This window comes from Streptomyces spiramyceticus, assembly GCF_028807635.1.
GTDB classification, from domain to species: Bacteria; Actinomycetota; Actinomycetes; order Streptomycetales; family Streptomycetaceae; genus Streptomyces; species Streptomyces spiramyceticus.
This window is the reverse complement of sequence record NZ_JARBAX010000002.1, coordinates 587,178-600,390: the sequence shown is the minus strand read 5'-3', so window position 1 is coordinate 600,390 and position 13,213 is coordinate 587,178. Positions and strand designations below refer to the sequence as shown.

Genomic DNA, 13,213 nt, shown 5'->3' with positions numbered 1-13,213 from the left:
CGTACGCGCCACATGTCGTCGTATCAGTGAGCGCTCGCCGGGACCTGGTCCGGGATCCCGGGACGGTCCGCGTCCGCGGCCGCGTCATCGTCTCGACTGCCCTTCTTGCCCAGGTGGTTGAAGGCCAGGTTGAGGATGATGGCCACCACGCACCCGGTGCTGATGCCCGAGTCGAGGACCACGAGCAGGTCCTCGGGGAACGCGTGGTAGAAGGTCGGCGCCGCGATCGGGATGAGTCCGATGCCCAATGAGGCCGCCACGATCAGCGTGTTCTCACCCTTCTCCAGTGCGGCCGTGGCCAGCGTCTGGATGCCGCTGGCCGCGACCGTACCGAAGAGGACGATGCCCGCGCCGCCGAGTACCGGCAGCGGTACGAGCGCGATCACGGAGGCCAGGACCGGGCACAGGCCCAGCAGGATCAGGATGCCGCCACCTGCGGCGACGACGAATCGGCTGCGGACCTTCGTCATGGCGACCAGGCCGATGTTCTGCGCGAAGGCGCTGCACATGAAGCCGTTGAAGAGCGGGCTGATCGCGCTGCCGAGGGTGTCGGCGCGCAGTCCGCCCTCAATGGTCTTCTCGTCCGCCGGGCGGCCGACGATCTTGCCGAGGGCCAGCATGTCGGCGGTCGACTCCGTCATGCACACCAGCATCACGATGCACATGGAGATGATCGCGGCGATCTCGAACTGCGGGGCGCCGAAGTGGAACGGCGTCGGGAAGCCCACCAGGTCGGCGTTCTTGATGGCGTCGAAGTTGGTGATGCCCACCGGGATGGCGATGAGTGTGCCCGCCACAAGACCGAGGAGGATCGCGATCTGCTGGAGGAAGCCGCGCAGCAGCTTGCGCAGGACCAGGACGATCACCAAGGTCAGGGCGGCCATGCCGATGTTGGTCATCGAGCCGTAGTCGTCGGCCTGGGGATTGCCGCCCTGGGACCAGTTGAAGGCGACGGGCAGCAGGGAGACACCGATCAGGGTGATGACGGTGCCGGTGACGACGGGCGGGAAGAAGCGGACGAGTTTGCCGAAGTACGGGGCTGCGATGAAGCCGAGCACGCCGGCGACGATGATCGCTCCGAAGATGATCGGTATCGCGTTGTCGCCCTCGCCCTTGCCGATGGCGATCATCGGGGTCACTCCGGCGAACGAGACGCCGTTGACGAAGGGGAGCTTGGCACCGATCTTCCAGAACCCGAGGGTCTGGAGGAGGGTGGCGATGCCGGCGGTGAAGAGACTGGCCCCCATGAGGAAGGCGGTTTCCTTGACGTCCAGGCCCACGGCGGGCCCCACGATCATGGGCGGGGCCACCACGCCCGCGTACATCGCGGCCACATGCTGGAGGCCGCTGGTGAACATCTTGCCGGGCGGGAGTTTCTCGTCGACCGGATGGGGATCGGTCCGGTCATCGGTCCGGGGGGCGGATTCGGCGGCTGCATCTTTGCGAAACCTGGGCTTGGCGGCCACAGCGGTTCCTCCGGTCGGTTACACGCCTTGGGGACGTGGGTGTCATGGAGGTGGTGCGGAGTGGTGCGTGGAGCAGGTGGTGCAGACATACGTGACGCGTGGGGGGTGCGGCGCGTACCAACAGACGTACCAATTGGCGGGCCGAGGGACGGTGACCGGGGGGTGATCACCGTCCCCGGGAGCGCGGGCACTTGGGGCGCGCGCTCCCGGGCACAGCTGCCGTGGACCCCGCTCGGGTTCACGGCCGCCGGCTGAGGGCCGTCCCCCTCAGCCGGACTCTTCGGGGGACATCAGCCCTGCGCGACGATCCGCGCGAGCCGCTGCGCCTCGGCCCGCGCGCTGCGGGCGATGGCGTCCTCGTCCACCGTGATCAGGTGGTTGTCCTCGACGACGGGCTTGCCGTTGACGAGCGACAGGGTGACCGGGGCCGCGGCGCCGAAGACGATCGCGGTGACCGGGTCGGCGATGGTGGAGTGGCCGAGTCCGTCGATCTTCCACATCACCAGGTCGGCGAGCTTGCCGGCCTCCAGCGAGCCGATCTGGTCCGCGCGGCCGAGCACCTGGGCTCCGCCGTACGTTCCCAGGCGCAGCGCCTGGCGGGCGTTGAGCGCCGCCTCGCGGTGGGCGCCGAGCCGGTTGATCAGCAGCGCGTTGCGCAGCTCGGTGTGCAGCTCGCCCGACTCGTTGGACGCCGTACCGTCGACGCCCAGGCCGACCGGGACACCGGCGGCGAGCATGTCCGGGACGCGGGCGATGCCTGCGGCGAGGCGGGCGTTGGAGGACGGGCAGTGGGCCACGCCCGTGCCCGTACGGGCGAAGGCCGCGATGTCGGAGTCGTTCATGTGGACGCAGTGGGCCATCCACACGTCGCTGCCGAGCCAGCCGGTCGACTCGAAGTAGTCGGTCGGGCCCATGCCGAACAGTTCCTTGCAGAACTGCTCCTCCTCGACCGTCTCGCTGCCGTGCGTGTGCAGGCGTACGCCCTTGCGGCGGGCCAGCTCGGCGCCCTGCTTGAGCAGTTCGGTGGAGACGGAGAAGGGCGAGCAGGGCGCGACCGCGACCTGCGTCATCGCGTCGAACGACGCGTCGTGGTGCTGGTCGACGGTCGCCTCGGTGCCGGCGAGCGCACCTTCGAGGGTCTCGACGGCGAAGTCCGGCGGCAGGCCGCCGTCCTTGACGCTGCGGTCCATGGAGCCGCGGGCGAGCGTGAAACGTACGCCCATGTCCGAGGCGGCGCCGATGATGGCGCTGGACAGGTCGCCCGAGCCCTGCGGGAAGACGTAGTGGTGGTCCATCGCAGTGGTGACACCGCCACGGGCCATCATGGCCAGCGAACCCTGCGCGGCCGCCGTGACCATGGGCTCGTCGATGCGCGCCCAGGTCGGGTACAGCGCGACCAGCCAGTTGAAGAGATTGTGGTCGGTGGCGAGACCGCGGGTGATCCACTGGTAGAAGTGGTGGTGGGTGTTGACCAGGCCGGGCGTGACCAGATGACCCGTGCCGTCGATGCGGCGTACGACGTTGGCCAGGCCCTCCGGGGCCTTGCCCGCGCCGATCGACTCGATGCGGTTTCCGGCGACCACGACGTACCCCGAGGCGTACTCGGTGTCGTTGGCGTCGACGGTGGCGATGGCACAGTTCTCGATGATGATGCGCGCGGCTGCCGTTGCTGCCATGGTGCGTCCTACTTCTCTCGGTGGTGTGGGCACGGCAGGACCCTAGGAGGATTTGAGTGCCGCAGCCGCGTGGCTCCGGGTGCCGAGATGGGTGAAGCAAAGGCTGAGCGGGACCGCGACCGGGGCGTCGGCGCCGATGCCGGGGGCCGGCTCGGTCGGTGCCAGGGCCGGGAAATCCATGGAGAGGCCGGGCGCGGCGAGTACCGCGAAGGCGCCGACGGCCTGGAGCGCCGTGCCGCCGGGGGCGGGCATGCAGGAGCTGCCATGGGAATTCCTCCGGTCTGGTGCGCCGCCACCGGGTCAGGGCGGTGGCGGCGCAGCTCAGGCCCGTGTCAGAGGTTGGTCATGTCGACCGGGATCTGCGGCTCGACGCCGTCCCGCAGGATGGTGGCCTCGATCAGGCCGTACGGGCGGTCGGCGGCGAAGTAGACCTCGTTGTCGTTCTTCAGCCCGAAGGGCTCCAGGTCGACCAGGAAGTGGTGGTTGTTCGGCAGCGAGAAGCGGATCTCGTCGATCTCGCTCCGGCTGTTGATGACCCGCGAACCCATCTGGTAGAGGGTCTGCTGCAGCGAGAGGGAGTACGTCTCGGCGAAGGCCTGCAGGATGTGCTTCTTGGCCTGCGCGTACGACTTCTCCCAGTTGGGCATCCGGTCGGCGTCGCTGGTCCAGTTGTAGCGCCAGGCGGCGGAGACATCGGTGCACAGGATGCGGTCGTACGCCTCCTTGAGCGTCGTGTACTTGTCCTTCACGTAGCCCCAGAACTCCGAGTTGGTGGAGTTCATGACCGTGAGGTCCTTGAGGCCGGAGATGATCTGCCACTGCTCACCGTCGAAGGTGATCTGCGTGGTGCGAAGCTCCTGGCCCTTGCGGACGAAGGAGTGGTTCACCTCGTCGGAGCCGATGAACTTGGAGTTGTTGTCCGAGGTCGCGATGCGCTCCCAGGAGTACTCCTCGATACGGATCCGGGCGCGCTTGATCGGCTCCTGCGACGTCACGAAGTGACGGGCGAGGTGGATGCCGAACTGCTCGGCGGACTCGATGCCGTACTCCTTGGCGAACGCGTACACCGTGTTCTTGGTGGTGTCCGTGGGAAGGACGTTCGCGTTGGAGCCGGAGTAGTGCACGTCGTCCATGTCGCCGGAGAGGGCGACGGAGACGTTCAGGTCCTTGATGTGGTGGGTGTCGCCGTCCCGCGTGATCTTGACGACGCGGTTCTCTGCTTTGCCGTACTGGTTCTGGCCGAGAATCGTGGGCATGTCGGTGCTAGCTCCCTCGGTATACGGAGTAGCCGAACGGGTTGAGCAGCAGCGGTACGTGGAAGTGTTCGCCCGGTACGACGGCGAATGTGATCGCCACCTCCGGGAAGAACGCGCCGCTGTCCCTTACGCGGGGGGCGTCCTGCTGTGCCTCGGCTTGCTTGTTGTGGCTGTGCTTACTCAAGAAGTACGCCTCGGTCTCGAAGTCGAGACGTACATGGGTGGTGCCCTCCGGCAGAGCCGGCAGGTCTTTGCAGCGCCCGTCCGCGTCGGTCTTCGAACCGCCGAGCGCCACCCACTCGGCCGCACTGCCGCTGCGGGCAGTCAGCGAGATGGCGACACCCTCGGCGGGGCGGCCGATGCTGGTGTCCAGGATGTGCGTGGACACCGAAGCGGTGGTTTCCGTGCTCATGACGCGGGTCACTCTCCTTCTTCTACGAGGCGGGCAAGCCGGATGCGGTTGATCTTGCCCAGCTCGGTGCGGACGATGGCCCGCTCCTGCTCGGGCGAGTTCCCGATCCGCTCTCGCATCGCGTCGCGCATCTGCTCACCGGTCGCGCCGGTGGCACAGATCAGAAAGACATGTCCGAATTTATCCTGGTACGCCAGGTTCAGTTCGAGCATCTCGGCCTTGAGTTCCTCGGACGCTCCGGCCATCCCCCGCTGCTCGCGGGAGGAGGTCGGGTCGCCGGGCTTCGGCCGGCCGATCGGCGGGTGCCCCGCCATCGCGTCGGACAGATCCTTCGTAGTCAGCTCGGCCGTGGCGGCGTCACTGGCGAGGAAGAGAGCTTCTGCGGTGGCGTACGGGCGCTGGGCGAGCAGCTTGCTTCCCCACGCCGGACTGGCACACACCTCGTGGAGCGTGGCGGAGGCCTCGCTGTCTGCCGAGGCGTTGAACCGGGCTAGGCCCGGCGTCGAACCTGAAGTCACGGGAGCCTCCGTGGCCTTGTGCTGGACGGGCTGCGCATAGCTAACGCCCTGAACAACATCACGTCAACACTTTGTTGAAACTTCGCGAAACAAAAGCCGCCGTCCGGACAGTCCGGACGGCGGCCCCGTCGAAATGATCGATCAAAATCCTTGATCAACTACTCGTTCTTGGCGGCGTTTTCCCTGTTCAGGTAGTTGTAGACAGTGAAACGGCTGACCCCGAGGGCCCCGGCCACGGTCTCCACGCCGTGCCGCACGGAGAAGGCGCCGCGCGCCTCAAGTATCCGTACGACCGACTGCTTCTCCTTGCGGTCGAGCTCGGCCAGAGGCATGCCGTAACGGCGCTCCATCGCCACGAGGATGTGGTCGAGGGAGTCCGAAAGCTGCGGAAGCCGTACGGCGACGACGTCCCGGCCCTCCCAGGCCAGCACCACGTCGTCGCCGCCCGCCTGCTCCGGCACCATCAGCTCGCCGCCCATGGCGTCGACCAGCGGCTTGACCGCGGTGACGAGGGGGTGGTCGGCGAGGGAGTGGCCGCCCGGCTCGCTGAGATCCGTCACTTCTCGCCCTCCCCGATCACGTTGACCTGCAACGAGACCCGGGTGGCTCCCGCATCGAGCGACTTGCGCAGCAGCGCGTCGACGGCGGTCAGGACCTCGACCGCGCCGCCTTCCGCGGTGTTCCCGAACGGGCCGACATCCACGGCGTCCAGCTCGGCGGCCTGGATGACCTCGCGGGCAGCCAGGGCATGCGGCGGCGCCTCGTCCAGGTCGAAGGGCTCGGTCGTGAACTCCACTCTCAAACGCACCATGGCCCCAACGTTACTGGCGACCCCTGCGGCTCCTGTCCGGCTCCCTCTTGACAGACCTCGACGCAAGCAGGCAACCTTCCATCAGGCAGAAAATAACTTCCGCGATACGGAAGGAGCGCCGAAACCCTCATGGGCTACACGGACCAGCGCTTCGATGTGAACCTCTCAATCCTCTTCACGGAACTCCCGCTCCTGGAGCGCCCCGCGGCCGCCGCCGCGGCGGGCTTCAACGCGGTCGAGCTGTGGTGGCCCTGGATCGAGACCCCCACCCCCGACCAGGCCGAGCTCGACGCCCTCAAGCGGGCGCTCGACGACGCCGGCACCCAGCTGGTGGGCCTGAACTTCTACGCCGGGCAGCTGCCGGGCCCGGACCGCGGCGCACTCTCCGTCCCCGGCGAGGAGTCCGACCGCTTCCGCGCCAACATCGACGTGGCGGCGGACTTCGCCGCCTCGGTCGGCTGCAAGGCGCTCAACGCGCTCTACGGCAACCGCGTCGACGGTGTGGACCCGGCCGTCCAGGACGAGCTCGCCCTGGAGAACCTGGTCCTGGCCGCCCGCGCGGCCGACCGGGTCGGAGCGATCCTCCTGGTCGAGACCCTGAACAAGCCGGAGTCGCCGCTCTACCCGCTGGTGAGCGCCCCGGCCGCGATCGAGGTCGTCGACAAGGTCAACGCGCTCAGCGGACTCGGCAACGCCAAGTTCCTGCTCGACCTGTACCACCTGTCGATGAACGGCGAGGACCTCCCCGAGGTCATCGCGTCGTACGCCGACAAGACCGGCCACGTGCAGATCGCCGACAACCCGGGCCGCGGCGCCCCCGGCACGGGAAACCTGCCGCTGGAGGAGCTGCTCGACCAGCTCAAGAAGGCCGGTTACGACGGCTGGGTGGGCCTGGAGTACAAGCCCGGCGACCGCCCGAGCGCCGAAGCCTTCGGCTGGCTCCCCAACTGACCATCTTTACCAGTGTGTTGAAAGAGGCACCCATCATGAGCAACCTTCCCAAGATCGGATTCATCGGCCTCGGAATCATGGGCTCCCCCATGTCCGAGAACCTGCTGAAGGCGGGTTACGACGTCACCGGCTACACCCTGGAGCAGCCCAAGATCGACCGCCTCGTCGCCGCCGGCGGCAAGGGCGCGTCCTCGATCGCCGAGGCCGTCAAGGACGCCGACGTCATCATCACGATGGTGCCCGCCTCCCCGCAGGTCGAGGCGATCGCGTACGGCCCGGACGGCATCCTGGAGAACGCCAAGAAGGGCGCCCTCCTGATCGACATGTCCTCGATCACCCCGCAGACCTCCGTCGACCTGGGCAAGGCCGGTGCCGAGAAGGGCCTGCGCGTCCTGGACGCCCCGGTGTCCGGCGGCGAGGCCGGTGCCATCGAGGCCGTACTGTCGATCATGGTCGGTGGCTCGCAGGCCGACTTCGACGCCGCCAAGCCCGTTCTTGACGCGCTCGGCAAGACCATCGTCCTGTGCGGCCCGCACGGCTCCGGCCAGACGGTGAAGGCCGCGAACCAGCTGATCGTCGCGGTCAACATCCAGGCATGCGCCGAGGCCGTGGTCTTCCTGGAGAAGTCCGGCGTCGACCTCACCGCCGCCCTGGACGTCCTCAACGGCGGACTGGCCGGCTCGACCGTCCTGACCCGCAAGAAGGCCAACTTCCTCAACAGGGACTTCGCCCCCGGCTTCCGGATCGACCTGCACCACAAGGACATGGGCATCGTCACCGACGCCGCCCGCAATGTCGGTGCGGCGCTCCCCGTCGGCGCGGTCGTCGCCCAGCTGGTCGCCTCGCTGCGCGCCCAGGGTGACGGTGGCCTGGACCACTCCGCCCTGCTGCGCGCCGTCGAGCGCCTCTCCGGTCAGCCCGTCCAGAGCTGATCACCCCCTGAACCCCGGGCTGCGGCAGCGCTGACACCTGTCCTGTCGCGCCCAGGCGCTGCCGCCGCCCGGATCTCTCACTTCAATTTCAACAAACTGTTGACGTTACGTTGCGTGCGTACTTACGCTCCTCACGCCGCCAGCAGATCCCGCAGGAAGGTCACCATGTCGAAGCGTGTGCTCACGACCGAGTCAGGCGCCCCGGTCGCCGACAACCAGAATTCAGCCTCCGCCGGTGTCGGTGGCCCGCTCCTCCTCCAGGACCAGCACCTGCTGGAGAAGCTGGCCCGGTTCAACCGTGAGCGCATCCCGGAGCGCGTCGTCCACGCCCGGGGCTCGGGCGCGTACGGCTACTTCGAGGTGACCGACGACGTCACCGGCTACACCCGCGCCAACTTCCTCGGCGAAGTGGGCAAGCGGACCGAAACCTTCATCCGCTTCTCCACCGTCGCGGACAGCCTCGGCGGCGCGGACGCGGTCCGCGACCCGCGCGGTTTCGCGCTGAAGTTCTACACCGAAGAGGGCAACTACGACCTCGTCGGCAACAACACCCCGGTGTTCTTCATCAAGGACCCGATCAAGTTCCCCGACTTCATCCACTCCCAGAAGCGCGACCCGTTCACGGGCAAGCAGGAGCCGGACAACGTCTGGGACTTCTGGGCGCACGCCCCCGAGGCGACGCACCAGATCACGTGGCTGATGGGCGACCGCGGCATCCCCGCGTCGTACCGCCACATGAACGGCTACGGCTCGCACACCTACCAGTGGACGAACGCCCAGGGCGAGGCCTTCTTCGTCAAGTACCACTTCAAGACGAACCAGGGCGTCCGGTCGCTGTCGTCCGAGCAGGCCGCCGAGCTCGCCGGCAAGGACGCCAACTCGCACCAGACGGACCTGCTCCAGGCCATCGAGCGCGGCGTCAACCCGTCCTGGACGCTGTACGTCCAGGTCATGCCGGCCGCGGAGGCCGCGGACTACCGCTTCAACCCGTTCGACCTCACCAAGGTGTGGCCGCACGCCGACTACCCGCTCCAGCGGGTCGGCCGTCTGGTCCTCGACCGGAACCCGGACAACGTCTTCGCCGAGGTCGAGCAGGCCGCGTTCTCCCCGAACAACTTCGTTCCGGGCATCGGCCCCTCGCCCGACAAGATGCTCCAGGGCCGTCTCTTCGCCTACGCCGACGCGCACCGCTACCGCCTCGGTGTGAACCACACCCTGCTGCCGGTGAACGCCCCCAAGGCGACGGAGGCCGTCAACTACGGCCGCGACGGTGCCATGGCGCTGCGCAACGGCTCGCGCCACGACAAGAACTACGAGCCCAACTCGTACGAAGGCCCGGCCCAGACCGACTCGGCGCTCTCCGCGCCGCTGGCACTGACCGGCTGGACCGGCACGCACGCCGCGCCCTCGCACGTCAAGGACGACGACTTCTTCCAGGCCGGTGAGCTCTACCGCCTGATGTCGGACGAGGAGAAGTCCCGCCTGATCGCCAACATCGCCGGCGGCCTCTCGCAGGTCACCCGCGACGACGTGATCGAGAAGAACCTGGCGCACTTCCACGCCGCCGACACAGAGTACGGCAAGCGCGTCGAGGAAGCGGTCCGCGCACTGCGCGAGGACTGAGCGCACAGACCGCGCGGGTGAGCTGACGGGAGGTCAGCTCCCCTGCGCAGTCCGTACCTCGGCCCCGATGAGGGGTGGCCGGGGTTACGGACAGGAATGGGTACCGCGGCGGTGTGCGAGCCAGTGCGGTGGTCAAGGCTTGCGGAACGCTCTCCTCGACCTGAGAGGAGAACGCCCGCAAGCTCATCGCCCCCGCCGCGGAACCTCTTCCCCTGTGTCCCTGGTCTTGTCTCTGCTCTGCGTGCGCCCCTCGCGCACCGCTCCGCGGGCTTCAGCCCGCTGCGCCGGACTCCGTCCGGCGGGGCGCCCCTCCCACAGCTCCGCCCGGCGGCACGGACGTCATGTCGCGCCAGTCTCGTGCCGCCGGGCGGCCTCTCCACCTCTCGGGCTCGTGCCCGGGGGGTCTTTTCTTTCCCCCACCCCGCCCCTTCCCGTAACTGGGGGCAACCCCCCAGACCCCCGGACGGGCTGGATTTTCCGGCCCGGGCCGCGAAATTCAGCCTCTCCGGCGTTTGAGGAGCGGGGTCTGGGGCGGAGCCCCAGTTCGGGAAGGGGCGGGGTGGGGAAAAGTCCCCCTGGACCAGGGCCTACCAGGGCGTTCTCAGGCGCCCCGCAGCACCGCCGCCTCCTTCTCCGGGGCCAGGCCGACCACCGGGCGGTCCGGGCGCTGGGGGGCCGTCCCGCCCAGTTTCTGGAGCCACGCCCACGTGTCCGCCACCGTCTCCGCCACCGGACGGCAGCGCAGACCCGCCGACACCGCCTTGCGTACGCCCGTGTCGTGCAGCGCGTCGTACAGCTCGCCCGGCGGCACCCAGACCGGCAGCTCCGACCACGGCTCGATACCGGCCGCCAGGATCACCCCGGGGTCGGTCCAGCGCAGCTCCGCGTCCGCTCCCGTGACCCGTACGCACGCCTCCAGCAGCTCCCCCATCGTGGCGTGGCCCTGAGGGCTGACGAGGTTGTACGGGCCGCCCAGGCCCCGCTCAGCGGCGTCCAGCATCCACCTCGCGAGGTCCCGCGCGTCGATATACTGCAGGGGCAGGTCCCGCGGCCCGGGGGCCAGCACGGCCCCTCCCCGGGCGATCCGCGTAAGCCACCACGGCAGCCGCCCGATGTTCTCCCCGGGCCCCACGATCAGCCCGGCCCGAGCCAGCAGCGCCCGCTCCCCGAACGCCTCCACCGCGGCCAGCTCGCCGCCCCGCTTCGCCTGCGGATAGGCGACGTCCCCGCCCGCATCGGCCGAGCCCTCGACAACAGCACCGTTCTCGTCCTGCCCGGCCGACGACGGGTAGCGGTACACGGACGCGCTGGACACGTACACATACGACGCGACCCGGCCGGCCAGCAGCCGCGCGGAGTCCCGTACGACGAACGGCGCACCCGACCACGTATCGACGACGATGTCCCACTCCCCCTGCGCGAGCGCGGCAAGGCCGTCCGGGGCCGTACGGTCGCCGTGCAGCGCGACGGCGCCCACCGGGGCCGCATGCTGCCCCCGGTGGAACACGGTCACGTCCCAGCCCCGCGCCAGGGCGTCTTCGGTGACGGCCCGGCCGACGAATTCCGTTCCGCCCAGTATCAATAGCTTCATGCCCGCAACTCTGCCGAGCGATCACCCCGTTGGGAACGCGCGCACGCTCTCAGCGCAATCGTCCGCGGCGGCCCGTACACGGGTACGCCGAAGGCCCGGCCTGCCGAAGCAGACCGGGCCCTGGGGCAGGTACGTCAGACGAGCGGGCGGATCGCCGTCGGGGCGTGCCCCGGCTCGGTCGCGATCTCCTCGAACTCGGTGACGTCGCTCATGTCGACCGTCTTGCTCATCGAGATGTTGGTGATGCGCTCCAGGATGGCCTCGACCACGACCGGGACCTGGAACTCCTGGGCCAGCTTCTTGGCCTGCTCGAAGGCGGCACCCAGCTCGTTCGGGTCGGTGACGCGGATCGCCTTGACGCCCAGGCCCTCGGCGACCTTGACGTGGTCGACGCCGTAGACGCCGATCTCCGGGGTGTTGATGTTCTCGAATTCGAGGTTGACCTCGAAGTTGATGCCCAGGCCGCCCTGCGCCTGACGGATCAGGCCCAGATAGGCGTTGTTCACCAGGACGTGGACGTAGGGGACCTTGTGCTGCGCGGCGACCGCGAGCTCCTCGATCATGAACTGGAAGTCGTAGTCGCCGGAGAGGGCGACGATCGGGGTCTCCGGGTCCGCGGTGGCGGCACCGATCGCGGCCGGGATGGTCCAGCCGAGCGGGCCGGCCTGGCCGCAGTTGATCCAGTTGCGCGGCTTGTAGACGTGCAGCATCTGCGCACCGGCGATCTGGGACAGGCCGATGGTGGTGACGTAGCGGGTCTCCGGGCCGAAGGCCTTGTTCATCTCCTCGTAGACGCGCTGCGGCTTCATGGGGATGTTGTCGAAGTGCGTACGGCGCTGCAGTGTGGCCTTGCGCTCCTGGGCGGACTCCGCCCAGGCGGAGAAGTCCGGCAGCTTGCCCTCGCCCTTGAGGTCCTTCGCAACCTCGATGAAGAGCTCCAGTGCGGCCTTGGCGTCGGAGGCGATGCCGAAGTCCGGGGCGAAGATCTTGCCGATCTGGGTGGGCTCGATGTCGACGTGGACGAACTTGCGGCCCTTGGTGTAGGCGTCGAGGTTGTAGCCGGTGTGACGGTTGGCCCAGCGGTTGCCGATGCCGAGGACGAAGTCCGACTCCAGGAAGGTCGCGTTGCCGTAGCGGTGCGAGGTCTGGACACCGACCATGCCGGCGCTCAGCTCGTGGTCGTCCGGGATGGTGCCCCAGCCCATGAGGGTGGAGATGACCGGGATGTTGGTCAGCTCGGCGAACTCGACCAGCAGGTCGGAGGCGTCGGCGTTGATGATGCCGCCACCGGCGACGATCAGCGGGCGCTCGGACTCCAGCAGGAACCGCAGGGCCTTCTCGGCCTGGGCGCGGTTGGCGCGCGGCTTGTAGACCGGCAGCGGCTGGTAGGTCTCCGGGTCGAACTCGATCTCGGTCAGCTGGACGTCGATCGGGAGGTCGATCAGGACCGGGCCCGGCCGGCCGGAGCGCATCAGGTGGAAGGCCTCCTGGAACACGCCCGGGACCTGCGCGGCCTCCAGGACGGTGGTGGCCTTCTTGGTGACCGGCTTGGCGATCGAGGCGATGTCGACGGCCTGGAAGTCCTCCTTGTGGAGCTTCGAGACCGGAGCCTGACCGGTGATGCACAGGATCGGGATGGAGTCCGCGATCGCGGAGTACAGGCCGGTGATCATGTCGGTGCCGGCCGGGCCCGAGGTACCGATGCAGACACCGATGTTGCCCGCCTTGGCCCGCGTGTAGCCCTCGGCCATGTGCGAGGCACCCTCGACGTGGCGGGCCAGCGTGTGCTTGATGCCGCCCACGTTCTTGAGCTCGCGGTAGAACGGGTTGATCGCAGCACCGGGAACGCCGAACGCTTGTTCGACACCCTCGAGCTTGAGGATCTCAACTGCGGCAGCGGCAGCGGTCATACGAGCCATGGGGTAACTCCTGCTTCGGCTGGCGGAGTGACCTCACCTGTGTGAGCCGGTGAGCGTC

General features: G+C 68.5%; 13 protein-coding genes. 3 read left to right on the top strand and 10 right to left on the bottom strand.

All coding sequences use genetic code 11. The features are described from left to right. Positions 1–23: 23 nt before the first annotated feature. The 8 genes from PXH83_RS26210 to PXH83_RS26175 all read right to left on the bottom strand — a co-directional run bounded on the left by PXH83_RS26210 (position 24) and on the right by PXH83_RS26175 (position 6,136). Positions 24–1,466: a nucleobase:cation symporter-2 family protein gene (locus PXH83_RS26210; protein WP_274563619.1), complete on the bottom strand. Its 1,443-nt coding sequence runs from the start codon at positions 1,464–1,466 to the stop codon at positions 24–26. 290 nt (positions 1,467–1,756) lie between these two features. After that, the gene (locus tag PXH83_RS26205; RefSeq protein WP_274563618.1) at positions 1,757–3,142 is read right to left on the bottom strand and encodes an 8-oxoguanine deaminase; all 1,386 of its coding nucleotides are present in this window, start codon (positions 3,140–3,142) and stop codon (positions 1,757–1,759) included. A 42-nt stretch (positions 3,143–3,184) separates the two neighbouring features. Continuing rightward, the gene (locus PXH83_RS26200; protein WP_274563617.1) at positions 3,185–3,394 is read right to left on the bottom strand and encodes a hypothetical protein; all 210 of its coding nucleotides are present in this window, start codon (positions 3,392–3,394) and stop codon (positions 3,185–3,187) included. 80 nt (positions 3,395–3,474) lie between these two features. Beyond that, entirely contained in the window at positions 3,475–4,398 is a 924-nt protein-coding gene (gene pucL / locus PXH83_RS26195) for a factor-independent urate hydroxylase (RefSeq protein WP_274563615.1), read from the bottom strand. A 7-nt stretch (positions 4,399–4,405) separates the two neighbouring features. Then, entirely contained in the window at positions 4,406–4,810 is a 405-nt protein-coding gene (uraH, locus tag PXH83_RS26190; RefSeq protein WP_274563613.1) for a hydroxyisourate hydrolase, read from the bottom strand. An 8-nt stretch (positions 4,811–4,818) separates the two neighbouring features. Continuing rightward, positions 4,819–5,328 (bottom strand): 2-oxo-4-hydroxy-4-carboxy-5-ureidoimidazoline decarboxylase, encoded by a 510-nt coding sequence (uraD, locus tag PXH83_RS26185; protein ID WP_274563611.1) that lies wholly within the window; start codon positions 5,326–5,328, stop codon positions 4,819–4,821. A 158-nt stretch (positions 5,329–5,486) separates the two neighbouring features. Continuing rightward, entirely contained in the window at positions 5,487–5,807 is a 321-nt protein-coding gene (locus tag PXH83_RS26180) for a helix-turn-helix domain-containing protein (protein WP_274565173.1), read from the bottom strand. A gap of 77 nt (positions 5,808–5,884) precedes the next feature. Further along, entirely contained in the window at positions 5,885–6,136 is a 252-nt protein-coding gene (locus PXH83_RS26175; RefSeq protein ID WP_274565172.1) for a hypothetical protein, read from the bottom strand. Positions 6,137–6,268: 132 nt separating this feature from the next. Here PXH83_RS26175 and PXH83_RS26170 point away from each other — a divergent pair, with 132 nt between their 5' ends. From PXH83_RS26170 to PXH83_RS26160, 3 genes are all read left to right on the top strand, one after another. Further along, entirely contained in the window at positions 6,269–7,090 is an 822-nt protein-coding gene (locus PXH83_RS26170; RefSeq protein WP_274563608.1) for a TIM barrel protein, read from the top strand. 32 nt (positions 7,091–7,122) lie between these two features. After that, positions 7,123–8,022, top strand: coding sequence for a 2-hydroxy-3-oxopropionate reductase (locus PXH83_RS26165; protein WP_274565171.1), 900 nt, complete (start codon positions 7,123–7,125; stop codon positions 8,020–8,022). A 165-nt stretch (positions 8,023–8,187) separates the two neighbouring features. Then, complete coding sequence (locus tag PXH83_RS26160; protein ID WP_274563606.1) at positions 8,188–9,645, top strand: catalase; 1,458 nt, start codon at positions 8,188–8,190, stop codon at positions 9,643–9,645. A gap of 601 nt (positions 9,646–10,246) precedes the next feature. On the opposite strand, the gene PXH83_RS26155 is transcribed toward PXH83_RS26160, so the two are convergent. Continuing rightward, positions 10,247–11,236: an NAD-dependent epimerase/dehydratase family protein gene (locus tag PXH83_RS26155; protein ID WP_274563604.1), complete on the bottom strand. Its 990-nt coding sequence runs from the start codon at positions 11,234–11,236 to the stop codon at positions 10,247–10,249. A gap of 134 nt (positions 11,237–11,370) precedes the next feature. After that, entirely contained in the window at positions 11,371–13,155 is a 1,785-nt protein-coding gene (gene gcl, locus PXH83_RS26150; protein ID WP_274563602.1) for a glyoxylate carboligase, read from the bottom strand. Positions 13,156–13,213 lie beyond the last annotated feature (58 nt).

What these genes read in the sequence shown, in the direction of transcription:
- PXH83_RS26205 (WP_274563618.1), bottom strand. Translation starts at nt 3,142, where the DNA reads ATGGCAGCAACGGCAGCCGCGCGCATCATCATCGAGAACTGTGCCATC.
- PXH83_RS26200 (WP_274563617.1), bottom strand. Translation starts at nt 3,394, where the DNA reads ATGCCCGCCCCCGGCGGCACGGCGCTCCAGGCCGTCGGCGCCTTCGCG.
- pucL (WP_274563615.1), bottom strand. Translation starts at nt 4,398, where the DNA reads ATGCCCACGATTCTCGGCCAGAACCAGTACGGCAAAGCAGAGAACCGC.
- uraH (WP_274563613.1), bottom strand. Translation starts at nt 4,810, where the DNA reads ATGAGCACGGAAACCACCGCTTCGGTGTCCACGCACATCCTGGACACC.
- PXH83_RS26180 (WP_274565173.1), bottom strand. Translation starts at nt 5,807, where the DNA reads ATGGGCGGCGAGCTGATGGTGCCGGAGCAGGCGGGCGGCGACGACGTG.
- PXH83_RS26170 (WP_274563608.1), top strand. Translation starts at nt 6,269, where the DNA reads ATGGGCTACACGGACCAGCGCTTCGATGTGAACCTCTCAATCCTCTTC.
- PXH83_RS26160 (WP_274563606.1), top strand. Translation starts at nt 8,188, where the DNA reads ATGTCGAAGCGTGTGCTCACGACCGAGTCAGGCGCCCCGGTCGCCGAC.
- PXH83_RS26155 (WP_274563604.1), bottom strand. Translation starts at nt 11,236, where the DNA reads ATGAAGCTATTGATACTGGGCGGAACGGAATTCGTCGGCCGGGCCGTC.
- gcl (WP_274563602.1), bottom strand. Translation starts at nt 13,155, where the DNA reads ATGGCTCGTATGACCGCTGCCGCTGCCGCAGTTGAGATCCTCAAGCTC.